General features: G+C 69.1%; 20 protein-coding genes and 1 riboswitch. Of the genes, 11 read left to right on the top strand and 9 right to left on the bottom strand.

What is annotated here, in order from left to right:
* Window positions 1–8 precede the first annotated feature (8 nt).
* A complete protein-coding gene (gene guaA, locus OK17_RS06510; protein WP_232718058.1) occupies window positions 9–1,601 on the top strand; it encodes a glutamine-hydrolyzing GMP synthase in 1,593 nt (530 codons plus the stop codon).
* 61 nt (window positions 1,602–1,662) lie between these two features.
* Here the strand turns inward: guaA and OK17_RS06505 are convergent, their stop codons facing one another.
* Window positions 1,663–1,893: a hypothetical protein gene (locus OK17_RS06505; protein WP_232718059.1), complete on the bottom strand. Its 231-nt coding sequence runs from the start codon at window positions 1,891–1,893 to the stop codon at window positions 1,663–1,665.
* On the bottom strand, window positions 1,890–3,377 hold the full coding sequence (locus OK17_RS06500; RefSeq protein WP_232718060.1) for a PspC domain-containing protein: 1,488 nt from the start codon (window positions 3,375–3,377) through the stop codon (window positions 1,890–1,892). Before OK17_RS06500 ends, OK17_RS06505 begins: the two co-directional genes overlap by 4 nt.
* 152 nt (window positions 3,378–3,529) lie before the next feature.
* Between OK17_RS06500 and OK17_RS06495 the strand changes: the two genes are divergently transcribed.
* Window positions 3,530–4,801, top strand: a complete 1,272-nt coding sequence (locus OK17_RS06495) for an ATP-binding protein (protein ID WP_232718061.1) — start codon at window positions 3,530–3,532, stop codon at window positions 4,799–4,801.
* Window positions 4,798–5,517, top strand: coding sequence for a LuxR C-terminal-related transcriptional regulator (locus tag OK17_RS06490; RefSeq protein WP_232718062.1), 720 nt, complete (start codon window positions 4,798–4,800; stop codon window positions 5,515–5,517). Before OK17_RS06495 ends, OK17_RS06490 begins: the two co-directional genes overlap by 4 nt.
* Before the next feature lie 92 nt (window positions 5,518–5,609).
* Here OK17_RS06490 and OK17_RS06485 read toward each other — a convergent pair whose 3' ends face one another.
* Window positions 5,610–6,872 (bottom strand): serine/threonine-protein kinase, encoded by a 1,263-nt coding sequence (locus tag OK17_RS06485; protein WP_232718063.1) that lies wholly within the window; start codon window positions 6,870–6,872, stop codon window positions 5,610–5,612.
* 78 nt (window positions 6,873–6,950) lie between these two features.
* Between OK17_RS06485 and OK17_RS06480 the strand changes: the two genes are divergently transcribed.
* The 3 genes from OK17_RS06480 to OK17_RS06470 all read left to right on the top strand — a co-directional run bounded on the left by OK17_RS06480 (window position 6,951) and on the right by OK17_RS06470 (window position 10,795).
* Window positions 6,951–7,982, top strand: a complete 1,032-nt coding sequence (locus tag OK17_RS06480; protein ID WP_232718064.1) for an Rv2578c family radical SAM protein — start codon at window positions 6,951–6,953, stop codon at window positions 7,980–7,982.
* A gap of 396 nt (window positions 7,983–8,378) precedes the next feature.
* On the top strand, window positions 8,379–9,146 hold the full coding sequence (locus OK17_RS06475; protein ID WP_232718065.1) for a hypothetical protein: 768 nt from the start codon (window positions 8,379–8,381) through the stop codon (window positions 9,144–9,146).
* Window positions 9,146–10,795 (top strand): DNA polymerase Y family protein, encoded by a 1,650-nt coding sequence (locus tag OK17_RS06470; RefSeq protein ID WP_461416979.1) that lies wholly within the window; start codon window positions 9,146–9,148, stop codon window positions 10,793–10,795. Before OK17_RS06475 ends, OK17_RS06470 begins: the two co-directional genes overlap by 1 nt.
* Before the next feature lie 5 nt (window positions 10,796–10,800).
* Here OK17_RS06470 and OK17_RS06465 read toward each other — a convergent pair whose 3' ends face one another.
* Window positions 10,801–11,886, bottom strand: coding sequence for an alanine racemase (locus tag OK17_RS06465; protein WP_232718067.1), 1,086 nt, complete (start codon window positions 11,884–11,886; stop codon window positions 10,801–10,803).
* Entirely contained in the window at window positions 11,883–13,823 is a 1,941-nt protein-coding gene (locus tag OK17_RS06460; protein ID WP_232718068.1) for an SDR family oxidoreductase, read from the bottom strand. Before OK17_RS06460 ends, OK17_RS06465 begins: the two co-directional genes overlap by 4 nt.
* A 173-nt stretch (window positions 13,824–13,996) precedes the next feature.
* Between OK17_RS06460 and OK17_RS06455 the strand changes: the two genes are divergently transcribed.
* Both OK17_RS06455 and OK17_RS06450 read left to right on the top strand, forming a co-directional pair.
* Complete coding sequence (locus OK17_RS06455) at window positions 13,997–17,281, top strand: error-prone DNA polymerase (RefSeq protein WP_461416978.1); 3,285 nt, start codon at window positions 13,997–13,999, stop codon at window positions 17,279–17,281.
* 46 nt (window positions 17,282–17,327) lie between these two features.
* On the top strand, window positions 17,328–17,555 hold the full coding sequence (locus tag OK17_RS06450) for a DUF167 domain-containing protein (RefSeq protein WP_005195902.1): 228 nt from the start codon (window positions 17,328–17,330) through the stop codon (window positions 17,553–17,555).
* On the opposite strand, the gene OK17_RS06445 is transcribed toward OK17_RS06450, so the two are convergent.
* The gene (locus tag OK17_RS06445; protein ID WP_232718070.1) at window positions 17,552–18,016 is read right to left on the bottom strand and encodes a tRNA (cytidine(34)-2'-O)-methyltransferase; all 465 of its coding nucleotides are present in this window, start codon (window positions 18,014–18,016) and stop codon (window positions 17,552–17,554) included. The genes OK17_RS06450 and OK17_RS06445 overlap by 4 nt on opposite strands.
* Before the next feature lie 55 nt (window positions 18,017–18,071).
* Window positions 18,072–19,010, bottom strand: coding sequence for a serine/threonine dehydratase (locus OK17_RS06440; RefSeq protein WP_461416977.1), 939 nt, complete (start codon window positions 19,008–19,010; stop codon window positions 18,072–18,074).
* 55 nt (window positions 19,011–19,065) lie between these two features.
* Here OK17_RS06440 and OK17_RS06435 point away from each other — a divergent pair, with 55 nt between their 5' ends.
* The 3 genes from OK17_RS06435 (at window position 19,066) to OK17_RS06425 (ending at window position 22,076) form a co-directional block, all read left to right on the top strand.
* The gene (locus OK17_RS06435) at window positions 19,066–19,971 is read left to right on the top strand and encodes a bifunctional methylenetetrahydrofolate dehydrogenase/methenyltetrahydrofolate cyclohydrolase (protein ID WP_461416976.1); all 906 of its coding nucleotides are present in this window, start codon (window positions 19,066–19,068) and stop codon (window positions 19,969–19,971) included.
* Between the two features lie 167 nt (window positions 19,972–20,138).
* Window positions 20,139–20,372: a DUF3017 domain-containing protein gene (locus OK17_RS06430; protein WP_461417007.1), complete on the top strand. Its 234-nt coding sequence runs from the start codon at window positions 20,139–20,141 to the stop codon at window positions 20,370–20,372.
* A 162-nt stretch (window positions 20,373–20,534) separates the two neighbouring features.
* Window positions 20,535–22,076, top strand: a complete 1,542-nt coding sequence (locus OK17_RS06425; RefSeq protein ID WP_232718105.1) for an Hsp70 family protein — start codon at window positions 20,535–20,537, stop codon at window positions 22,074–22,076.
* 39 nt (window positions 22,077–22,115) lie between these two features.
* On the opposite strand, the gene metX is transcribed toward OK17_RS06425, so the two are convergent.
* Together metX and OK17_RS06415 are read right to left on the bottom strand one after the other, a co-directional pair.
* Entirely contained in the window at window positions 22,116–23,270 is a 1,155-nt protein-coding gene (gene metX, locus OK17_RS06420; protein ID WP_461416975.1) for a homoserine O-acetyltransferase MetX, read from the bottom strand.
* A gap of 16 nt (window positions 23,271–23,286) precedes the next feature.
* Window positions 23,287–24,609 (bottom strand): bifunctional o-acetylhomoserine/o-acetylserine sulfhydrylase, encoded by a 1,323-nt coding sequence (locus tag OK17_RS06415; RefSeq protein ID WP_232718074.1) that lies wholly within the window; start codon window positions 24,607–24,609, stop codon window positions 23,287–23,289.
* A gap of 63 nt (window positions 24,610–24,672) precedes the next feature.
* Window positions 24,673–24,794, bottom strand: a riboswitch (SAM riboswitch).
* Window positions 24,795–25,028: the final 234 nt, after the last annotated feature.

The raw sequence follows: 25,028 nt of genomic DNA, 5'->3' as shown, positions 1-25,028 counted from the left end.
TCGACCGGGTGACAGACTCTTCTGCTGAGGATTTCCTCGAGGGCCCGCGGCCCGTACTCGTCCTCGACTTCGGAGCGCAGTACGCGCAGCTGATCGCACGAAGAGTGCGTGAGGCCCGGATCTACTCCGAGGTGATCTCCCACGACGCGCCGCTGGCGAAGATCCAGGAGAAGAACCCGGTCGCGATCATCCTCTCGGGCGGACCGGCGTCGGTGTACGCCGAGGACGCCCCCGAACTCGATCCCGCCGTGTTCGACCTGGACGTCCCGGTCTTCGGCATCTGCTACGGCTTCCAGGCGATGGCCGCGAAGCTGGGTGGCGAGGTCGCCAACACCGGTGGCCGCGAGTTCGGTCGCACCACCCTGACGGTGAACGGTGAGGGCATCCTCCACCAGGGCCTCTCCGACACCCAGCCGGTGTGGATGAGCCACAACGACGCGGTGCAGCAGGCCCCGGAGGGCTTCACCGTCACCGGTTCGACGCCGGGCGCCCCTGTCGCGTCGTTCGAGAACCTCAAGCGCCGCATGGCCGGCGTCCAGTACCACCCCGAGGTGCTGCACACCCCGCACGGCCAGCAGATCCTGACCCGCTTCCTCTACGAGGTCGCCGGTCTGGAGGCCACCTGGACCGCGGCGAACATCGCCGACGCCCTCATCGATGCGGTCGCCGATCAGATCGGCGACGGCCGGGCGATATGCGGTCTGTCCGGCGGCGTCGACTCCGCGGTGGCCGCCGCGCTGGTGCAGCGCGCCATCGGCGACCGCCTCACCTGTGTCTTCGTCGACCACGGACTGCTCCGCGCCGGTGAGCGCGAGCAGGTCCAGCACGACTTCGTCGGTGCGACCGGCGCCAAGCTCGTCACCGTCGACGCCGCCGACAAGTTCCTGAAGGAACTGTCCGGTGTGAGCGACCCGGAGACCAAGCGCAAGATCATCGGCCGCGAGTTCATCCGCTCCTTCGAGGGGGCGGTGAGCGAGGTCCTCGGCGAGGAGGCCGAGGCAGGGGAGAAGGTCGACTTCCTGGTCCAGGGCACCCTGTACCCCGACGTCGTGGAATCCGGTGGCGGCAGCGGCACCGCGAACATCAAGAGCCACCACAATGTCGGCGGCCTGCCCGACGACCTCGAGTTCAGCCTCGTCGAGCCGCTGCGCCTGCTGTTCAAGGACGAGGTCCGCGCCGTCGGCCGTGAGCTCGGCCTGCCCGAGGAGATCGTGGCACGCCAGCCGTTCCCGGGTCCGGGTCTCGCGATCCGCATCGTCGGCGAGGTGACCGCCGATCGTCTGGAGATGCTGCGCAAGGCCGATCTCATCGCCCGTGAGGAGCTGACCGCCGCCGGTCTCGACGCCCAGATCTGGCAGTGCCCGGTGGTGCTGCTCGCCGACGTCCGAAGCGTCGGCGTCCAGGGCGACGGCCGCACCTACGGACATCCGATCGTGCTGCGTCCCGTCTCGAGCGAGGACGCGATGACCGCCGACTGGACCCGCGTGCCCTACGAGGTCCTCGAGGTCATCTCGACGCGCATCACCAACGAGGTCCCCGACGTCAACCGCGTCGTCCTCGACGTGACTAGCAAGCCGCCGGGCACCATCGAGTGGGAATGACCGAACACGATCAGGCCGGCGTGGACTTCACGCCGGCCTGATCGCATTCACCCCTCGTCCCTCATCCCCGGTTTCGTGTTCCGGAGATGATGAGGATCAGGCCGATGAGCAGTCCGATGCCGACGGCCGCCCAGCCGAGGTTCGCCGCGTCGGGGAGTGCCGGTCCGCCGGCGAGCCCCCACCCCGCGACGGCCAGGGCCGCGATGCCCACGACCCCCAATCCCGGTGCGCGGTGGGTCGATTCGGTGTAGTCGTCGGCCACGTTCGGGCCGCTGTCGAGTTGCTCGTTCATCGGATGACCCGAACCTCTCCCATGCCGGTGTGTGCGTCGATCTCGAGGACTGGACCGTCCGTGCCGTCACGGCCACCGTCGAGTCCGTCGGGGCAATCGATGTCGCCGATGCCGGTGTCGCAGGTGACGCGGACGTTCATGTTCTCGGGCAGCGCGACCTCGATGACGCCCATCCCGTTGCGCAGTTCCACCCGTCGGTCGGCGGTGAGGTCGATCTCCCGCAGGTCGAGGGTCATCTCGCCCATCCCGAGGGTGTACTCGGGCTGGATGTCATTCTCGCTCAGCGGCTTCCAGTTCCGGTCGCCGGCCCCGCCGGTGGGCAGGGTGACACCGGAGACCGTGGTGGTCACGATGGTCGCGACACCCAGCAGGATGGCGACCGGCAACAGGCCGGTGCTGTGCTCACCGGTGCGTCGACGCAGCGTCGCGGCCAGCACGAGGCCGGCACCGACGACCGCCAGACACAGGGACAGGATGCGCGGCACGGTGAACCAGTCGACCCCCGCCTGATGCAGGGCGGTCCCGATCGCTCCGACGATGACCGCCAGCCCGAGGACGATCAGCGTCAACGGGGAGCGGCGACGCCGCTGCTCGACCGGCTTCGCCGGTGTGGCGGGTTCGGGTAGGTCCCAGGCGAACGGGGCCACACCCAGCGGATCCCAGGAAGGTGGGGAGGTGTCGACGTCGTCGGAGGCGGGCGCCGGGGTCGGCAGGGGCGACCAGCGCTGCGTCCCGTCCGATGCGGTGTCGACGTCGCTCTTGGTCATGGAGATCTCCTCTGTGCCAGCGGGGTTCGCCGTTGCCTCCGTGGTGGGGTTCTCGCTCGTCGCCGGAGCCGGTTGTGTTCCGGTGTCGGACGCGGGTTTCTGCAGGTCGACGTTCGGTGCACTCGTGGCGGTAGGCGTGTTCGCCGGGCCACCGGTGATCCCGGTGCCGGCCATGGCGCGCGGGACCCAGCGTTCGAACTGTCCCGCCGTCGGCGGGGGCACGACGACGTCGGTGACGGCGACGGTGTCGATGCTGGTACCGGGCGGGGGAGTCGGGGTGCGCAGGTGGAGCAGGTACCACCCGCCGAGCATGAGGATCGCGCCGACCAGGCCGCCCGACCCCCAGGTGCGGTTCGGGCCGACCGAGGTGACGATGACGATCGCGAGGACCGCCAGCACGATGAACTGCGGATTGCCCCACGGCGGTCCGTGGCGTCGGTGACCGCGGTGCCCGGTGGTCGCGGCGCGTACCGCCTCGGCGTGGGCTCGCTGCCGGCCCGGGAACGCGATCCACGCCGCGAGGTACAGGATGAGCCCGCTGCCGCCGAAGAAGGCGGACACCACGAAGGCGATCTTCACGAGCGTGGGATCGACGCGGTAGCGGGCGGCGATGCCGCTGCACACGCCGGCGATGGTCCGGTTCTCCGGACGGTAGGGGCGTGTCGACCACATCTCCCTGATCTGACTCTGGAACTCCTTGGTGTCCATGGCGATCATCGTGCTCTGCCGAGTGCCCGCCGCACATCGGGTGATCCCCTGATTTCCGCCCGGGGTTGATCGGGGATGCGACGCTCGACCCCGAGATCGCGGGCACAGAAACAGGGGTGAACCCCGATGTCCGGATTCGCCGCCCGTGGGAACATCGAGGTGTGAGTGGAACGGAGGTGGAGCCTGCCCCGCGGCTGGTCCGACGGGACGGCGGCCGGGTGGTCGCCGGGGTCGCCGGTGGCATAGCCGACCATCTGGGGGTCGACGTCTTTCGCGTCCGGATCGTGTTCGTGGTGCTCGCCGCGCTGGCCGGGGCCGGGGTCGCGGCCTACGGTCTGCTCTGGTTCTTCTGCCCGCCCGGCAAGGACACCGCACCGCCCGCACCGGGCGAACGCAGGCAGTCCCTCGGACTCGCGGTGATCGGGCTCGTGGCGATGTCGGTCGTCGGCTTCGCCGCATCGGGCACGCCCGCGGAGTATCTGGTTCCGTTCGTCTTCATCGCCATCGGCGCGAGCCTGGTGTGGCGCGAGTTCGACACCTCGCATCGTGCGCCGCGCGCTCCGCTGCTGACCTGGACACGGCTGATCGGCGGTGTGCTGCTGGTGGTCGGCGGGCTCGTGGTGATCGTCCTCGCGGGCGACCGCAGCTTCGGCGGACTCAATTCGACGATCCTCGCGGTGGTGGCGACCCTGATCGGCGTCGTACTCCTCACCGTTCCGCTGTGGATGCGGATGTGGCGGGCCCTCAACGAGGAACGTGCTGCACGCATCCGCAACGCCGAGCGCGAGGAGATCGCCTCGCACCTGCACGATTCGGTGCTGCAGACCCTCGCCCTCATCCAGAAGAAGGCGCATCGCCCGGAGGAGGTCGCGCGCCTCGCCCGAAGTCAGGAGCGTGAGCTGCGTGCGTGGCTGTTCGGCGACCCCGCCCAGGAACGCGGCTCGCTCGCCGCGGCGCTGCGCAGCGTCGGCGCGGAGGTCGAGGACGCGTACGGGGTCGACGTCGAGATCATCACCGTCGGCGATCTTCGCCCCAGCGACGCACGCGATGCCAAGCGCTGGTCGGCGCTGGCGGGTGCGACCCGTGAGGCGCTGGTCAACGCGGCGAAGCATTCCGGTGAGCGCACCGTCGACGTGTACAGCGAGGTGACCGAGGACCAGGTCGAGGTGTTCGTCCGCGACCGCGGCGTCGGCTTCGACCCGGACGTCATCGACGAGGATCGGCAGGGCATCAGCCGGTCGATCCGGGCACGGATGGAACGCATGGGTGGCCGCGTGTCGATCACCTCGAACCCCGGGCGCGGTACCAACGTCGCGCTGACGATGCCGCGCATCGACGGTGTGTCGGTGGTCGAGGAATCCGGCGGCACCGCGGCATCCCCGGTAGAACAGCAGGCAGAGAACGAACCGACGGACGACCGGAAGGTGAGATGACCCCCGAGCAGACCCCGAACCCGACGGACACGACGACCGACGCCCCGGCGTCGACCTACACCGTGTACCTCGTCGACGACCACGCCGTGTTCCGCTCCGGGGTGCGCGCGGAACTGGCCGACGAGTCGGGACTACGCGTGGTCGGGGAGGCGGGCACCGTGCCGGAGGCCATCGCCGGAATCGTGTCCACCGCACCGAATGTGGTGCTCCTCGACGTCCACATGCCCGCCGGCGGCGGGGTCGCGGTGTTGCGGGGCGTCCTCGACCGGCTCGGCGCCGATGCCGAGAACGCGCCGGTCTTCCTCGCCCTGAGCGTCTCCGACGCCGCCGAGGACGTGATCGCGACGATCCGGGCCGGCGCCCGGGGGTATGTCACCAAGACGATCGACGGCGCCGAACTCGCCGATGCGGTGCGCCGGGTCGCGGAGGGTGACGCGGTGTTCAGCCCTCGGCTGGCCGGGTTCGTGCTCGACTCGTTCACCGGGAAGTCGTCGGCCCCCGAACCTCCGCTGGATCCCGAACTCGACTCCCTCACCCGCCGTGAACTCGAGGTGTTGCGGCTGCTGGCCCGCGGTTACACCTACCGGGAGATCGCCGAGGAACTCTTCATCTCGATCAAGACCGTCGAGACGCATGCGTCGAACGTGCTGCGCAAGACCCAGCAGTCCAACCGGAACGCGTTGACCCGCTGGGCGGCCACGCGCCACATCGGCTGATCCCGCGGGAGCGTCTACCTCCCGCGGGCGCTATCCGGTACGCGGGAGGGAATCGGACACGCGGAAGCTGCGGCGGCTTCAACTTCAAGGCCCTAGCGCAGCAGCGCGATCGCCAGGACGACGAGCACAGCCAGCACCGCGAAGAACACGAACACCGACACGGCGAGCGCGGTGCTGGAGGTCGCCGAGTTCCGGGTCGGTTCCCCGAACCCGGGGTTCATCGGCTGACGGTGGGGCGACGACGACTGGGACGTCATCGCATACGGCGGCGGCGTCGACATCAGGGTCGGGGAGTGGTGCTCCTGCCGGGTGTGCGGGATGTCGCGTGAGGCGCGGTCGCCGGCCAGGGTCTGGGCGTAGGGCGGCAGCGTCGCGCCCGCGACCGGGCGGTGAGGTCCCGTGGTCGACGAGCGGTTGTTGCGCTGCGCCCACACCGGCGTACCGGCGCCGGGGCGGGTGATGAGTCCGGTGAGCACCTGGTCCTTGGTGCCGCGCGAACCCGCCGCGAACGCGGTGAGGGCGTCACGTGCCTCGGCCATGGTCGGCCGCTTCGTCGGGCTCGGTTCCAGCAGGCGCAGCAGGACCGGTTCGAGGTCGCCGGCCTTGGTCATCGGGTTGATCCGCGCGCGAGCGACCTTGTGCAGCAGGGCGATCGAGTTGTCGTCGACGCCGAACGGCGGCTGGCCCTCGACCATCGTGTAGATCGTGGCGCCCAGCGAGTAGACGTCGGAGGCCTCCATCGGCTCCGCGCCACGAGCCACCTCGGGGGCGAAATAGGCTGGGGTGCCGGTGATCACGCCGGTCTGGGTGAGGCTGACGTCGTCCTTGGCCCGCGAGATGCCGAAGTCGGTGATCTTGACGAGCCCCGCGTTGCGGCCGCCCTCGGCGATCAGGATGTTGCCCGGCTTGATGTCGCGGTGGACGATACCGGCCGCGTGGGCCTCGACCATCGCATCGGCCACCTGCGCGCCGATCTGGGCCGCCTCCCTCGGCTCGAGTGTCGTTACTGCATGCAGGATCTGGGCGACGCTGCGCGACGGCAGGTACTCCATCACCAGCCACGGCTCGCCGCGGTCGAGGGCTACGTCGTGCATCGCGATGGCATTGCGATGGGACAGCTTCGCCGCGATGCGACCCTCGCGCATCGCCCGCTTGCGGACGTTGTCCGCGGAATCCTCGGTGAGGCCCTCGGTGGAGACGACCTGCTTGACGGCCACGTCGCGATCGAGGAGCTGATCGCGGGCCAGCCACACCGTGCCCATGCCGCCGCCACCGATCCGCGACTTCAGGCGGTATCGGCCGGCCACCAGGTACTGGGGACCTGGGGCATGATGGGTTCCGACGGACGGTGGCATACGGCGATGATAGCCGCGAGGGCTCGTCGGCGGGCACTGCGCTTGACAGTGTGATCGCACATGTGTTCGACTCGCTCCATGCGATGGTCCGAGCAGGCGGTCGAGGTCGACGACGGGGCGCTCCCCGGGCTGAGCCGCTCCGGCCTGGTGCGGTCGGTGCGGACTCCCGACTTCGAGGGTGTCACCTTTCACGAGGTGCTCGCGAAGAGTGCTCTCAATCGTGTCCCGGAAGCGTCTCATCTCCCGTTCCAGTTCACCGTCAACACTTTTCGCGGGTGCACTCACGCGTGCCGCTATTGTTTCGCCCGGCCGACGCACGAATACCTCGACCTCGACGCAGGCAAGGACTTCGACTCCCAGGTGGTCGTGAAGCTGAACGTGGCCGCGGTGCTGCGCAAGGAGCTCAAGCGTCGCTCGTGGACGCGGGAGACCGTCGCACTGGGCACCAACACCGACCCGTATCAGCGCGCGGAAGGCCGGTACAAGCTCATGCCGGGCGTGATCTCTGCGCTCGCAGAGTCCCGGACACCGTTCTCGATCCTCACCAAGGGGACGCTGATCCGGCGCGATCTGCCTCTGCTGCGGCAGGCGGCGGGCCAGGTCCCGGTGAGCATCGGCATCTCGCTGGCCATCATCGACCCGGATCTGCAGAAGAAGATCGAACCCGGCACCCCGTCGCCGCAAGCCAGACTGTCGCTGATCCGCGACCTCGCCGACGCCGGCCTCGCGCCGCACGTGATGGTCGCACCGGTCATCCCGTATCTCACGGATGCGAAATCCCATCTCGACGAGCTGCTCGGGGCTCTCGCCGACGCGGGGGCGTCGGGCGTGACCGCGTTCCCCATGCACCTGCGATCCTCGACCAAGCCGTGGTTCCTGGAGTGGCTGGCCGAGGAACATCCCGCACTGATCCGCAGATACCGCGGACTCTACGGGCGCGGTGCCTACGTGACGCCGGAGTACTCCTCATGGCTGCGTGAGCGGATGCAGCCCCTGGTGCAGCAGCACGGGCTGGCGGGCTCCGGTGGGCTGCGACAGTCCGGCTCGGACGCGGGATCGCCCGGATCGGTGGCCGCACCCGAGCTGCAGCACGCGCTCACTCTGTTCTGACCCTCTGCTGCCTGAGGTGCGAGAGCGAAGCGAGCTGCCCCCGCTGCCTGAGGTGCGAGCGAAGCGAGCCACGAAGGCCTGGTGAGATGACGTCACCAGGCCTTCGTGGCTCGTCGCTTGCGCTCCTCTCACCTCAGGCAGCGGGGTTGGTGCTCGCACCTCGGGGTCTGTGGCGAAAGATACACCAGTGCAACGTGTTACGAGCGTGATACGGGTGCTGACGGGCCTCGGTTGACGCTTGTCGGTGGGTGGTTCTACTCTCTGGTTATCGAAACAATGTTCGAATGATCGGCGGACGAGATCACCCTCTCGGATCATTCCCACGGCGGTTCGAGGACCAGATGGCGCAGCACCTTCCCGGCTCGCTCGAGTACCACCACGCGACTGGAGAGTGTCATGGATGTGTCGTCCCGTACGGATGAATTGGCCGGACTCCGCCGACGCATGGCGGCGATGTCGGGACGCCCCGACCGGCCTGTGGTGGAGACCCGCGATCCGGCCGCCGGCGTGCTGCCGATTCCGGAGCCGTTGTCGGAGATATTGCCGCACAACGGGATTCCGCGCGGTACGGTCGCCCGGTTCGATGGCGCCAACTCGTTGCTGGTCGCGATGATCGCGTCGGTCACCCGTGCGGGCGGCCAGGTCGGGATCGTCGGGATGCCCCGGCTGAGCCTGCTGTCGGCGGTGGAGATGGGCGCGGACCTCTCGCGCATCGCCACCATCCCCGACCCCGGCATCGATCCGGTGGAGGTGGCCGCCGTCCTGCTCGACGGCATGGACCTGGTGGTGCTCGGCCGTGTGGGGCCGGGTACGGCGGATGCGGTGCCCCCGTCGCGGGCACGCGTGGTGATGGGACGCGTCCGTAAGCAGTCGTCGGTCCTGCTGGTCGCCGGGGGCACCTGGCCGGGTGCGCAGCTGAACATCGAGGCGCGGGTGCTCACCTACCGGCACAGTCCGTTGCTGTCCGGCGCCACCGACCTCGACTCCGCGCGCAGCGGTTATGGCCGCATCGGCGGGATGAGACTGCAGGTCACGGCATCGGGACGCGGCCGTCAGACGCAGAGCACCGAGGTCGATCTCCTGGCACGAGGCCAGGGGTCCGATCGATCGGTGGAGATGGTCTCGACGACGAGCACTCGTCCGGTCCTCGCGGTCGCGAACTGATGACACGGCAGGAACCCGCCAGGCGGACCCTTGCGCTCTGGTGCCCGGACTGGCCGGCGATGGCGGCGGCCGCCGAGGCCGATCTGCCGCCGTTGCATCCGGTGGCGGTGTTGTCGGCGAATCGGGTGGTGGCCTGTTCGTCCACCGCCCGGGCCGTCGGCGTCCGACGCGGCATGCGCAAACGTCAGGCGCAGGCACTCTGCCCGGAGATGACCGTCGTCGCGGCCGACGAGGTCCGCGACGGTCGGCTGTTCGATCCGGTGGTGGCCGCGGTGGCCGAGGTGCTCCCGACCCTCGAGGTGCTCCGGCCCGGTCTGCTGGTGATCCCCGGAGATCGGGCGGCGCGCTACTTCGGCGGCATGGAGGCACTTGCCGAAGAACTCGTCGACATCGTGTCGGCCTGCGGCATCGAGTCGCAGGTCGGCATCGCCGACGAGATCTTCACCGCGGTCCTCGCCGCGCGGCGCGGCCATCAGGTCGAGCCGGGCGGAGACCGGGCCTATCTCGCCGACCGGCCCATCGCCGACCTCGCCCTCGAACCGAGCATGAGCGATCCGTCGCGTGCCGAGCTGGTGGACCTGTTGCGGCGCCTGGGGATCGGCACCATCGGCGCATTCGCCGAGATGGACATCGCCGACGTGGCGACCCGTTTCGCCCGGGACGCGGTGCTCGCGCACCGTCTGGCCAACGCGTTGCCGGGTCGAGTGCCGTCGGGCCGACACCTGCCGGCCGAGCTGGACGTCGACCACACCTGCGATCCGCCCGTCGACCGCATCGACGCCGCGGCGTTCATCGGCCGCACCCTCGCCGAGAAGCTCCACCGGCGCCTGCGCGATGCCGCCGTGGCCTGCACCCGACTCACCATCGAGGCGACCACCGAACGCGGACAGCAGCATTCGCGGACGTGGAACTGTGCGCAGCCGCTGACCCCGGAGACCACCGCGGACCGCATCCGATGGCAGCTGGAGGGCTGGCTGACCGGTGGCCGGCGGGGTAACGGACGGGCGAGAGGCCAGGTCAAGGACACCCGCCCCGACTCGCCGATCGTGCGTCTGCGGCTGGAGCCGGTGGAGGTCGTCGAGGCCGGTGCCCTGCACTACCAGCTCTCGGACACCCTCACCGGTGGCTCGGCGGTCGACCCCGACGTCGAAGAACGCGCCCGACGCTCCCTGGTCCGCATCCAAGGTCTGCTGGGAGGCGATGCCGTGCGCATCCCGGTGCTCAGCGGCGGGCGCGGCCCGGCCGAACGGATCACGATGGTGTCCCTCGGTGACGAGCGGACACCGCGCCGCGACCCCTCCGCGCCGTGGCCGGGCCACCTGCCGCAACCCACGCCCACCGTGCTGGTGGAGACGGCGATCAGCGTGCTCGACGCACTCGGTCAGCCGGTGCGGGTGACCGAGCGGGGAGCGTTCACCGCCGAACCGGTGACCGTCCGGTTGTCGGGGTCGTCGGGTCGCGGGAAGGGTCGAAAGGCGAGCTGGGGACTGTGCTGGTGGGCCGGCCCGTGGCCGGTCGGCATGGAACGGGCATCCGCGGCTGGGGCCACGGAGCTGACCGCCCGGGCACAGGTCCTGCTCGACGACTCACGCGCGCTGCTGCTCTGCTATCGCGGCGGTGAGTGGATCGTCGAAGGGGTCTACGAGTGAAGGCCTCAGCTGTTGCGTCCCCGCGCGATCACCGGCCAGCGTGTGTCCGAGCCGTCGATCGCCACCAGTTCGTCGACGAGGTTGACCGCGTTGCACACGTGATTCGGCACCACGCGCACGAAACTCCCGATACCGGGGATGCGCTCGTCGGACGCCCCGGCCGGGAACTCCACCACCGCATGATGTTCCGACAGCATCACGATGCGGGCGTCATGATGATCGAGGAGCCGGCCGTACCCGGTGGCCCAGGGGGCGCGGTCGGCTCCGAGGATCTTGCTGCCCGCGTCGAGGACGATCCGGTGGTTGTCACGGCGTACCACCGTCGCGACCGCGGTCAACGAGACGTCGCCGAAACCGCACGAGCCGATCTCCACCTGCTGCGCGTCGTTGAACGGGTACACGCCGGGCCGGATCTCGGTCAGGACGTTCGCCTGCCCGGCGTCGAGCAGGCCGACCGTCGGGGTCGAGCCGCCGCTGCGTACGCGCGGTTCGATTCCGTTGGCGCGCAAGCCGTCGGCCGCCGTCGCCAGTGCGGCCAGCTCCTGGGCGGCGGCGTCGCGTCGGGTGTCCCCGAGGCCATAGGAGTGGCCCGGGAAGGTGAACACGCCGATCACGTCGAGTCCTTCTGCGACGCCCGCGGCGCCGACCGAACCGGCCAGTTCGGGGGTGACGCCGGTGCGGTGCTGACCGGAGTCGACCTCGACGAGCACCTGTATCGGCGCCGAACCCACCGCCGAGGCGAGATGCCGTGCGCCGGCGAGGGAATCGATCCCCAGTCGCAGGGTGACCCGTTCGGCGAGGGCGCGCAGCCGTGTTGCCTGACCGGCGGTCGGCCACAACGGATACGCGATGAAGATGTCGGTGCACCCGGTGATCTCCGCGGCGTCGGCGAAGGCCTCGGCCTCGCCGATGGTCGCCACGGTCAGTCCGACCGCGCCGTGCTCGATCTGCAGGCGGGCGATCTCGGCGCACTTGTGGGTCTTGGCGTGCGGTCGGACGTCGACCCCGAAGCTCCGGGCTGCTCCGGCGAGGGTGGCGAGGTTGCGGTCCAGGCGGTCGACGTCGACCTCGAGGTACGGGGTGTCGATCACGCGTCGCGCCCACCCGAACGGCGGGCACGCCCCATCGCTGCCGCCGACTCACCGAACAGCAGATACTCCTGATGCAGGATGCGGGTGGTCAGGCCGGGGGTGAAGCGGTGCCCGATCTCGGCGATCGTCCCGACGACCGAGCTGACCCGCTTGGGCCGGTCGACGATCGCGTGCAACACGCGAGCGGCGGCCTTGTCCACATCCCAGGTGCCGGGCTGGTTGTCGTAGGCCTCGGTGGGCGAGATCATCCGCGTCTTCACCAGCGGCAGACGCACATTGGAGAACGTGACGTGGTCGGAGACGGTCTCGGTGCCGGTGACGTCGCTGAACGCCTCCAGCGCCGCCTTCGACGCCGCGTACGCACCGAAGCGCGGCCCGCGGGACTGCACCGCGATCGAGGTCACGTTGACCACATGCCCCGACCTCCGGGCCACCATGTGCGGCAGGAGCCCGAGGATGAGGTTGACCGCGCCGAAGTAGTTGACCGCCATGACCCGGTGGTAGTCGTGCGAGCGCTGCACCGAGTTCACCGTGGCGCGCCGGATGGACCGGCCGGCGTTGTTGACCAGCACGTCCACGTGACCGTGCTCGGCGAGCACCGACTTGACCAGCGCGTTGACCGACTCCTCGTCGGTGATGTCGCACTGGTACGCCACCGCCCGGCCCGGCGGGATGCCCTTCTTGCTGGTCGTCGAGTTCAATTCGTCTGCGGCGGAATCGAGTTCCTCGGCCGACCGGGCCACGATCATCACATTGGCGCCGCGGGCGACGCACATCCGGGCGGTGGCCTTGCCGATACCGCTCGACCCGCCGGTGATCAGGATGTTCTTGCCCACCAGCGGACCCCGGGGATCGCGGCGCCGGTTGCGGGACCGGTCGAGGTGGGTAGACCAGTACTGCCACAGGCCCGGTGCGTACTCGGTGAAGTCCGGAACGCTGATCCCGTGCTCGTGGAGGACGGCGAGGGTGGCGTCGGAGGAGAAGTCCACCGGCAGCGACACCGCGTCGAGCACCGCCGACGGGATACCCTGTTGGGCGGCAAGGAGATTGCGGCCGATGCGAGCGGGTCCCATGGCCGACAGTGCCAGCGCGGGCTCGACCACCGAGTGCGGGATGACGTCGAAACCGCGAGGCGCGCCGAACGCCGGGGCGAGGGCGTTGTACATCTCGGTGGTGGTCAGCGAACGCCGGTCGCCGAGGTGGAACACCAGCCCGCTGCGTTCGGGGTCCACGGCGATGAGTGCGACCATCGCGGCGGCGACGAAGTCGACGGGCACCATGTTGAGTTTGCCGAGGTCGGGCATCGGCAACCGCAGCCTCGACGGCAGGTGGCCGAGCGCGGCGAGGTGGCCGAAGAAGTAGTAGGGACCGTCGATCTTGTCCATCTCGCCGGTTCGCGAGTCGCCGACCACGATCGAGGGCCGGTAGACCCGCCACCGCAGGCCCTCGCGTTCGCGGACGACCCGCTCCGCCTCGAACTTGGTCCGGTGGTACGCCGTCGGAAAGCCCTGGCCGACCTCGAAATCGGTTTCGGTGAACCGGCCGCGGTGATCGCCGGCGACGGCGACCGAGGACACGTGGTGGAACAGGGCGTCGTGGGCGATGGCGAAGTCGGCGACGCGAGAGGTGCCGATGACGTTGGCCGCGCGCTGTGACTCGGCGTCGGCGGCCATGTCGTAGATCGCGGCGAGGTGGACCACGTGGTCGAATTCCGGCAGGTCATGCGCGTCGAGGCCGAGGCCCGGGCTGGTCAGGTCCCCGACGACCGGGGTCACCCGGCCGGTGGCACCGAGCTCGTCGAGCAGGGCGTCGAACGCCGATCGGGAGGATTCGCGCACCAGGGCGTGGATGGTCGCGCCAGGGTCGACGGTCAGAAGTCGATCGATGACGCGTCGGCCGATGAATCCGCTGCCTCCGGTGATGAAGTAGCTGGTCATGTAGGGATCCCATCATGTGAGCGGGCGTGAGGCCCGCTTGATGTCCTCGTCCCCCCGGATGGGAGATGGAATCTGTCTGGTACTCAGAGTTGCACTTACCTGGCCTGAGCGCAATGACTTCCGGGTGTGGAATCGAGATGTTCATTCGAAAATATGTTCGATAGACTGTTCGGGTGGGCTGGGATCAGGGACCACCGACATGGTCGGAGATGGAGCGGGTGCTCTCCGGTCGCGCGCCCGACGGCGGGCGTCCGGGCACCGCCTTCGGTCCCGACGACAGCGACCACGCGATGTTCCCGGGCGACGGCGGCGACAGCCCGGCCTGGTCGCGCAAACGCGGCGCCTACCAGGCGGAGGACATCGCGCGTGGCTCGTCGTCGGTGGCCTATGCCGAGCTCCACGCCCACAGCTCGTACAGCTTCCTCGACGGCGCGTCGATGCCGGAGGAACTGGTAGAGGAGGCCGAACGCCTCGGACTCCAGGCGCTGGCCGTCACCGATCACGACGGCTTCTACGGCATCGTCCGGTTCGCGGAGGCCGCCCGCGAGTTCGCGATGCCGACGGTCTTCGGTGCCGAGCTGTCGCTGGAACCCGACATCGCCCGGACCGGTCTCAACGATCCGCCGGGAGAGCATCTGCTGGTCCTCGCCCGCGACGGAGAGGGTTACCGGCGGTTGTCGCGGACCATCGCCGAGGCGCACATGGTGGCGGGTGAGAAGGGGTTGCTGCGCTACGACCGCGACGCCCTGGCCGGTGCGGGCGACGGGCACTGGCTGGTCCTCACCGGTTGCCGGAAGGGCGCGGTCCGGCGTGCGCTGGACCGCGGCGGCGTCCCGGCCGCGGAGATCGCGCTGCGGGAGATGATCGAGACCTACGGCCACGGCAACGTCGTCCTCGAACTCACCGCCCAGGGCATGCCCGACGACGACGAACGCAATGGTGTGCTCGCCGGTCTCGCCGCCCGCGTCGGAGTGCCGACGGTTGCGACCACGGGTGCGCACTTCGCCGCACCCCGACGCCGCCGGCTGGCGATGGCGATGGCGGCGGTACGGGCACGCACCGACATCGAGACCATCGCCGGATGGATGCCGGGTGTCGCCGGCGCACACCTGCGCAGCGGTGACGAGATGGCCCGGCTGATGCCCGCGCACCTCGACGCGATCGACAACGCGGTCGGCATCGCCGCCGACTGCGCCTTCGAGCTCGGTCTGATCGCACCGGAGTTGCCGCCGTTCGACGTGCCGGAGGGTTACACCGAGGCCAGCTGGCTGCGCGAACTCACCATGACCCGCGCCCGGCGTCGATACGGCACACCCGTCGAACATCCGCAGGCCTACCGGCAGATCGAACACGAACTCGCCATCATCGAAACCCTCACGTTCCCCGGCTATTTCCTCGTCGTCGCCGACATCGTCGACTTCTGCAAGGCCAACGACATCCTGTGTCAGGGCCGGGGGAGTGCCGCCAACTCGGCGGTCTGTTACGCGTTGGGGATCACCAACGTCGACCCGGTCGCCAACAAGCTGCTGTTCGAGCGGTTCCTCGCCCCAGAGCGCGACGGGCCACCCGACATCGACATCGACATCGAGTCCGACCGTCGTGAGGAGGCCATCCAGTACGTCTACCGCCGGTATGGCCGGGATCGCAGCGCCCAGGTGGCCAACGTCATCACCTATCGCGGCCGCTCGGCGATCCGGGACATGGCGCGGGCGCTGGGGTATGCACCCGGGCAGCAGGACGCCTGGGCCAAGTCCCCGGACACCGCGCCTTCCGACGTGACCGATCTGGCCGGTGAGATCCTGGGCATGCCACGGCATCTGGGCATCCACTCCGGGGGCATGGTGATCTGTGACCGGCCCATCGCCGACGTCTGCCCCACGGAGTGGGCACGGATGGAGAACCGCAGCGTGCTGCAGTGGGACAAGGACGACTGCGCGGCCATCGGGCTGGTCAAGTTCGACATGCTCGGTCTCGGGATGCTCTCGGCGCTGCACTACGCGATCGATCTGGTCGCCGAGCACAAGGGCATCGAGGTCGATCTCGCCACCCTCGACCTCGCCGAACCGGCGGTCTACGAGATGCTGTGCCGCGCCGACTCGGTCGGCGTGTTCCAGGTGGAGTCCCGCGCCCAGATGGCGACCCTGCCGCGGCTGAAACCGCGTTGTTTCTACGACCTGGTCGTCGAGGTGGCGCTGATCCGTCCCGGTCCCATCCAGGGTGGTTCGGTGCATCCCTTCATCAAGCGACGCAACGGAGACGAGCCGGTCACCGTCGAACACCCGTCGATGCACAAGGCCCTCGAACGGACGCTGGGGGTGCCACTGTTCCAGGAACAGTTGATGCAGCTGGCCGTCGACGTCGCGGGCTTCGACGCCTCCGAGGCCGACCAGCTGCGTCGGGCGATGGGCTCCAAGCGGTCGCCGGAGAAGATGGAACGCCTGCGCAAACGCTTCTATGCCGGGATGGAAGAGCTCCACGGCATCACCGGGGACGCCGCCGACCGTATCTTCGAGAAGATGGCCGCCTTCGCCAACTTCGGCTTCCCGGAGAGCCATTCGCAGAGTTTCGCCTCGCTGGTCTTCTACTCGTCGTGGTTCAAGCTGCATCACCCGGCCGCGTTCTGCGCGGCGCTGCTACGGGCTCAGCCGATGGGTTTCTACTCGCCGCAGACGCTGGTCGCCGACGCCCGCCGGCACGGGGTGGCGGTCCATCGCCCCGACATCAACGCCTCCCTCGCGCACGCAACCCTGGAGAACGAGGGCCTCGACGTGCGTCTGGGGCTCGACGAGGTGCGCGGGGTCGGGGAGGAGGTGGCCCAGCGGATCGTCGACCGGCGCGCCGACGGACCGTACACCGACATCACCGACGTCTCCCGCCGGGCAGCGTTGAGCGCCAAGGAACTCGAGGGTCTCGCCGGGGCAGGGGCCTTCGACGGTTTCGGTCTCAGCAGGCGCCAGGCGCTCTGGGAGGCCGGGGCGGCCGCGACCGTTCGCGACGACCAGCTGGAACTCCGCTCGTCGGGTGCCACGCCGACGCTGCCCGGGCTGTCCGACATCGAACTGGCGGCCACCGACGCCTGGGCCACCGGCATCACCCCGAAGTCGTATCCGACGCAATTCCTGCGCCCTCGGCTCGACGCGATGGGGGTGGTGGCCGCGGACCGGTTGCTGTCGGTGCCCGACGGCGCGCGCGTACTGATCGGCGGGGCGGTGACACACCGCCAACGACCTGCGACGGCGTCAGGGGTGACCTTCATCAACCTCGAGGACGAGACCGGGATGGTCAACGTGGTGTGTTCCGTCGGCCTGTGGGCGCGGTACTGTGTACTGGCACAGACCGCACCGGCGTTGCTGGTGCGCGGTCGGGTACAGAATGCTGAAGGCGCCGTGACCGTTGTCGCAGATCGTTTGCAGCGCATGGATCTTCGGGTGGGAACCAGATCCAGGGACTGGCAGTGACCCGTCGGGGTCTGCCGGAGTGACAAACTACGAATCGGGGAAATCGATGTCGCAGCAGGTCGTGGTGACCGTCAAGCCGAAGAGCAGCAAGGGTCCGCTGGTGGAGGCCGGACCCGACGGAGCCCTCACCATCTACGTTCGCGAACCCGCCACCGAGGGTCGTGCCAACAAGGCGGTCGCCGAGCTGCTCGCCTCACATCTCGGCGTACCCAAGAGCAAGGTCGCGCTCATCGGCGGGGCCACCGCCCGCACCAAGCGGTACCGCGTCGACTAGACGGCGCCGACGAAGCCGTTCTGCCGCCACGCCTCGTAGACGACGATGCTCGCCGCGTTGGCGAGGTTGTGGGATCGACGGCCGGCGAGCATCGGGATGCGCACCCGGTCGGTGACCTCGGGTTCGGCGAGCACTTCGTCGGGCAGACCGGTGGGTTCCGGACCGAACAGCAGCACGTCGCCGGGCCGGTAGTCGACGTCGGTGTGGTAGCGCTCCGCGTGTGCGGTGAACGCGAACACCCGCTCGGGCTTCAGTGTGGTCCACGCCGTCACCAGGTTGGGATGCACGGTCACGGTGGCCATCTCGTGATAGTCCAACCCCGCCCGCTTGACCTGGGCGTCGGACATCGAGAACCCCAACGGTTCGATGAGGTGCAGTTCGCACCCGGTGTTGGCGGCCAGCCGGATCGCGTTTCCGGTGTTCGGCGGGATGCAGGGTTGATAGAACATGATCCGGAACATGATGTGCTCAGCGTAGTCGCCGGGCTCGGCGCCGATGACAGCGCGCGGAACTCCGCTACAGGTCGAAGCCGGTGTTCGCCCCGCACAGCACGATGCACAGCGTCGAATCCGGTTCCGGGCGAACCGCTCCGGTGGTCACCGCGGCGACGGCGGCGGCGGTGCCGTGTTCGACGAGGATGCGGTGAGAGTCCCACAGCATCCGCCGTGCGTCGATGAGCTGGGCGTCGGTCACCAGCACGCTGTCGACGTCGGGGCGCTGCGCGGCGGTCTCCCAGCAGATGTCGCCGACGCGGGTGGCGCCGAGGGAATCGGCGGCGACGCTCTCGAGTTCGACCGGGACCGGTGATCCCGCCGCCCGTGCCTGGTGGAGACAGGACGCCCCGAGGGGTTCGACACCCACGAGGCGGTCACCGGGACGCAGGGTCGCCGCGAGACCGGCCAGCAGGCCGCCACCGCCGACGCAGACCACGGTGGTAAGCGGATCGGGGACGTCCTCGGTCATCTCGAGACCGATCGTGCCCGCGCCCGCGACGATGTCGGGCAGATCGTATGCGTGCAGTGGGAGCGCACCGGTGGTTGCGGCGAGTTCGCCTGCGGCGTCGGCGGCGTCCTGATAGCGCAGTCCGACGAGATGGACCTGCGCGCCCAGGGTGCGCAACGTCTGGACCTTGACCTCGGGTGCGGTCTCGGGGATCACGACCGTGCACGGCACGCCGGCGATCCGTGCGGCCCACGCCGCGCCGATCGCCGCGTTGCCTCCGGATGCGACGAGAACGCCGGCGTCGGTCAGCGCTCCCCGGGCGCGTGCATGCAGCGTCGTCGACAGGCTGCCCCGCACCTTGAAACAGCCGCCGAGCTGGAGGTATTCGAGTTTGAACACGACGTCCCGGGGGCCGTCGACGGTCTCGATGACAGTGCGCAGTGTCGGTGTCCGTCGCAGGAGAGGGGAGATGGTTGCCGCAGCGAGGTCGACGTCGGCCCGTGTTGCTCTCACGGCTCTGACAGTAGTGGCTCACATCGCAGTCGTCGTGGATGGAAGAATGTCGGGCGTGACCGCGATACGACTGGACGGCAAGACCACGCGCGACGAGATCTTCGCAGATCTCACCGAACGGGTGAACACACTGCGCGAGGCGGGCATCACCCCCGGTCTGGGCACAGTGCTCGTCGGCGACGACCCGGGCTCGCATTCCTATGTGAAGGGCAAGCACTCGGACTGCGCCCGCATCGGGGTCGCCTCCATCCGCAAGGATCTGCCGGCCGACGCCACCACCGAGCAGCTCAACGCGGCGATCGACGAACTGAACGCCGACCCGGCCTGCACCGGGTACATCGTGCAGCTGCCACTGCCCAAGCACCTCGACGAGAACGCGGCGCTCGAGCGGATCGATCCGCTCAAGGACGCCGACGGACTGCACCCGATCAACCTCGGTCGCCTGGTCCTGGGCAAGGAGTCGACACTCCCGTGCACGCCGCGCGGCGTCATCCATCTCCTCCGTCGCTACGACATCCCGATCGCCGGTGCCCGCGTCACCGTCGTGGGGCGCGGCGTCACCATCGGCCGGCCGATCGGCCTGCTGCTGACACGGCGTAGCGAGAACGCCACCGTCACCCTCTGCCACACCGGCACCGCCGATCTCCGGTCCGAGGTCGAGCGCGCCGACATCGTCGTCGCGGCCGCCGGCGTGCCGCATCTGATCACCAAGGACATGGTGAAGCCGGGTGCCGCGGTCATCGACGTGGGCGTCAGCCGGACCGACGACGGCCTGGTCGGCGACGTCCATCCCGACGTGTGGGAGGTCGCCGGACACGTCTCGCCGAACCCCGGCGGGGTCGGACCCCTCACGCGCGCCTTCCTGCTCGTCAACGTCGTCGAACGGGCCGAGCAGCAACTCGCCGCCCAGCAGGCCGCCACCGAAGCCGTCGCCGGCGTTGAGGGCGGCGGCACGGCGTGAGTCCGGACGAGCCGCGGGTCGGTCCGGCCGGGGCGGATCTGCCCTCGTCGGATCCGAATCGGTTGCGTCCGCCGGCCCCTGGTGACGGACATCACGACACCGCACCCGGGCCCGAGCCGGTGCAGGGGGTGCGCGCGGTTCTCGTCCAGATCCCGTACCTGCTGGTCATGCTGGGTGTCCTGGCAGCAGCGCTGCTCGTGATGTTCGATCGCTGGCGCCGAGGATCCTTCGTGTTCGGCACGGCGCTTCTCGTCGGAGCACTGCTCCGTGCGTTCATCCCGGCGTCCCAGGCGGGATTACTGCAGGTCAGAGGGAAATTGTTTGACGTCTCCGTGATGGCGACGGTCGGCGGTGTGATGCTCTGGCTCGCCACGTCGATCGACTCTTTGGGCACGGATTGATTACAATAGATACCTGAGCGTGACCTTCAGACCGAGTGGTCGCGCCTGACCAGGCAACTCTCTCTGCCGAGCACTGAGTACGACGCTGGGGCAGACGCACCGACCGCTGGAGTACGTATCACTGCAACACCGACCGATGACCATGTGAATGAAGTGACGTCGATGGGCGTGTCGGCAGGTGCCGGCATGATCCACTACGTCCTGCTGACGCGTGACGATCTCGGCCGCAGCGTGGTGGATTCCCGCGTCATCGACGTCGACCCCACCGACGGTCTCGACGGCGCGGGTCGCGTCAACGCCGGCATCGACGTCATGCTCGGCGCCGCCCGCGAGGCCGACGCCCGGGTGGGCCCGATCGGCGTGGCCGCCCGTACCGCCGCCCAACGGCGCCATCTGCGATCGCGGGGGAGCGGCCCCCGACGCCAGATCCGTCTGGTCGCCGAGGACGAGGCCGTGGTCGCCTGCCTCGCCGACACCGGCGAGATCGATCGTTTCTCCACCGCCGTCGTTGTCGACTGCGGCGACACCGGTATGTCGATCTACACCGTTGATCCGAGCAGTCGCCGGATCACCGGGCTCGAACGCTCGACGGTCCTCAGCGGACGCCGCCTCGACCGGGCCATCGCCGCGAACCTCACCGCCGACAACCCATCGCTGGGAGAGGCCGCCCGCACGCGCGCCGGACGCAGCGAACTGCTCAGCGCCTGCCGGACCGCGAAAGAAGAGATCGCCTACGGACATTCGGGAGCTGGTTCAGACGGCCCCTCGGTGGCCCTCCCCGGCGGTGCGGGACGGGTCGCGCTGACCGAGTCCCATGTCGCCAACGCGGTGGCACCGATGGTCCGCGAGGCACGCGAGGTGTTCGACCGTTACGTCGCCGAGGCGTCCGCCCGTGGCGTCATCCCGGAGGCGGTGGTCTTCGTCGGCGGTCTGGCCAATCTGCCCGCGGTCCGCGACATGGCCCGCGGCCATGACCTCGACACGGTGTGCCCGTCGACCCCGGAACTGGTCGCGGCGACCGGAGCGGCACTTCTGGCCGGCGAAACCTATTCGGGCACAACCCGGCTCGCCTTCATCGGCGGGCAGCGGCAGCGCGAGTGGTTATCGGCCACGCCGCTTGCGGCCGCGGGCGCGATCATCGCCGCGGTCCTGATCACCTTCTACGCGGTCAGCTCGTCGTTCGCCGACCGCGAGGTCCCCGAGCCGTCGTCGACGGTCGGTAGCGTCCCCGCCGTCGCCACGTCGAGCGAGAAGAGTTCGACGCCGGTGCCGACGACCCAGGCCCCGGTGACGCAGGTTCCGGATCAGCCGGTCGAGCAGACCCATGAGCAGCCCGTCCAGCCGGTGCAGCCGGAGGAGCCGCCGGCGTGGAACGAACAGCCGGGCTGGGCCACCACCGAGTTGCCGCCGACCGAGCCGTCGACCGGGACGACCAGCACGCGCACGCTGTCGCCGTTCCCGTGGCCGACGCTGCCGTTCGTGCCGGGCTCGACGCCGCCCCCGATCCCGCCGACCCTGCTGCCCAAGGAGGTCCGGCCGCGGAACACCACGCCGGCTCCGCCGCCGCTCACCCAGCCGACGCCGAACAAGTCGGCACCCAGTCAGTCGTCGGGGGCATCGCCCAGCGAAGAGACACCGCAATCCGGAGCCGTTCGGACGGCACCGCCGGCGTCGTCGAGCACCCCGGTTCCCGCTCCGCGCTGAGCGCAGGCGGCCGGTTTCCGAACCCGGGAGGGCTGGGGGTCAGGCGTCGCGGCGTGCGAGCTCGACCGTGCGCTTGAGCAGGTCGCTGATGGCGTCGAACTCGGTGAGGAAGCCGTCGTGTCCGGTGTCGGATCGCACGACCTGCAGGCCGCCGACGCAGTTGCCCAGTTCTTCGGCGAGCTCGGCCTGTAACCGCAACGGGTACAGGCGATCCGAGTCGATTCCGCCGACGATGACCGGGACCTTGCACTCGTTGAGCGCCTTCTTGATGCCGCCGCGGTTGCGGCCGACGTCGTGATGGTTGAGGACCTCGGTGAGCACTACGTAGCTGCCCGGGTCGAAGCGCTGCATCAGCTTCGACGCCTGATGTTCGAGGTAGCTCTGCACGGCGTAACGACCGCCGAGTAGCGGCTGCTCGTCGCCCTGCGGTTTGTTCTCGAACCGCTCGTCGAGCTCGGGTTCGCTGCGGTAGGACAGGTGTGCGATCTGGCGGGCGATGCCCATGCCGGTCAGCGGTGTCTGTCCGGTTCCGTGGTAGTTGCCGCCGTGCCAGGCCGGGTCGGACTTGATGGCGGCGATCTGTGTGGTCTGGATGCCGATCTGGTCGGCAGTGGCGCGGGCGCCGACGGCCAGCACCAGTGCGCTGCGGACGCGATCGGGGTACTCGATGGCCCACTCGAGCGCGCGGGCACCACCCATCGATCCGCCGAGAACTGCTCCGACACTGCGGATTCCGAGGCGGTCGAGGAGTGCGACCTCGGCGCGGACCTGGTCGAGCACGGTGATCTGCGGGAAGCGTGAACCCCACGGTCGACCGTCGGAGGCGAGGGAGCCGGGACCGGTCGATCCCTTGCACCCACCGAGCACGTTGGCCGAGATGACGCACCACTCGTCGGTGTCGATCGCCTGGCCCGGGCCGATGAGGCCGTCCCACCAGCCGGGCGTCTCGTGCTCGGCGTCGGCGGGACCGGTGACGTGGGAGTCGCCGGTGAGGGCGTGCAGGGTGAGGATGACGTTGTCGCGGGACGGCGACAACGTCCCCCAGCGCTGGAACGCCAGGGTGACGTTGTCGATCCGTTCACCGCTGTCGAGAGGCAGCGAGCCGATGCTCATGCCGACGAGCTTCCCGTCCGGGACCGATTCCCAGTCGGGCTGATCAGACGCTTGCGCGTTCAGGTCGATACTCACCGACAAAACTGCCTCACCTGTCCTATTTGGCGGCTGCGAAGCCCTGTTCGAGGTCCGCCAGGATGTCGTCGATTCCCTCGATACCCACGGCCAGGCGCACCAGGCCCGGGGTGACACCTGCGGCGAGCTGCTCCTCCGGGGTCAGCTGGCTGTGGGTGGTCGAGGCCGGATGGATGACCAGCGAACGGACGTCGCCGATGTTGGCCACATGGCTGTGCAGGGTCAGGGCGTCGACGAACTTCTTGCCCGCGTCGACACCGCCGGTGATCTCGAAGGCGATGATCGCACCCTGGCCCTTGGGGGCGAGTTCCTGGCCGCGCTGGTACCACGGCGAGGACTCGAGGCCGGCGTAGGCGACGGACTCGACCTGGGCGTGACCCTCCAGGAACTTCGCGACCTTCTGCGCGTTCGAGACGTGGCGCTCGATGCGCAGGCTCAGGGTCTCGAGGCCCTGGGCGAGCAGGAAGGCGTTGAACGGGGCGATCGCCGCACCGGTGTCGCGCAGCCACTGGACGCGGGCCTTCAGTGCGTAGGCCGGAGCGCCGAGGTCGGCGAAGACCGCACCGTGGTAGCTGGGGTCCGGGGTGGTGAAGCCGGGGAACAGGTCCTTGCCGTCGCGCTGGACGCGCCAGTCGAAGGTGCCGCCGTCGACGATCACGCCGCCGATCGCGGTGCCGTGGCCGCCGATGTACTTGGTGGCCGAGTGGACGACGACGTCGGCGCCGTGGGCCAGCGGGTTGATCAGGTACGGGGTGGCGACGGTGTTGTCGATGATCAGCGGCAGGCCGTTGCGGTGTGCGACCTCCGAGATGCCCTTGATGTCGAGGATCTCGTTGTTGGGGTTGGAGATCGACTCGCCGTACAGCGCCCGGGTGTTGTCCTTGATGGCGGCCTGCCATGACGCGGGATCCTCGGGATCCTCGACGAAGCTCACCTCGACGCCCAGCTTCGGCAGGGTGTAGTGGAAGAGGTTGTAGGTGCCGCCGTACAGACGCGGGCTCGACACCACGTGACCGCCGGTCTCGACGATGTTCAGGATCGCGTAGGTCTCGGCGGCCTGACCGGATGCGACGAGCAGTGCCGCGACGCCACCCTCCAGGGCCGCGATCCGCTGCTCGACCGCATCCTGGGTCGGGTTCATGATGCGGGTGTAGATGTTGCCCGGCTCTGCGAGACCGAAGAGGTTCGCCGCATGCTGCGTGTCGTTGAAGACGTAAGAGGTGGTCTGGTAGATCGGCAGCGCCCGGGCGTTGGTGGCTGCATCGGCAGCCTGGCCCACATGGACCTGCTTGGTCTCGAAGCTCCAGTTGTCGGCTGGATTGGTGCCTTCGTTGGCATCAGACATGACTGTTGATCACTTTCTACGGTCGGCAGGGCCAAACTCGACCCTGTTGGGGTCCGACCTTCGGACCCGCGCTTGCCGGGGCTTCGCTTCCGCGATCCCACAACCCGGTCATCACCCGGAGCACCCCACCGCGGTTGGAGGGTTGCCGATCAGCTAGCCGGGGCTTGTCGCTGATACTCATGACCTGGCGACAAGGATATAACACGGATGTGAGTGCCAGAGAACCCTCCCGGTCACGCCGAATCGAAGTCCTCGTTAGCCATCCAAAACGTGTAGTGGGTGTGTCCTCCGAGCGGGTGAAATCTCCGGATGTGCAGCGTGAATCACCTGTTCGGGATCGTTAGCAACTCTCAGCGTCCTGTCAGGTTCGCTTTCTCCCCTTAGAGTTCCGCTCACCCGGTGAAGACGCCTCTTCATCC

The sequence above is a fragment of the Gordonia sp. GN26 genome, from assembly GCF_054823965.1.
Note: the sequence above shows the minus strand (reverse complement) of the source record. Positions and strands in the feature narration are given on the sequence as shown.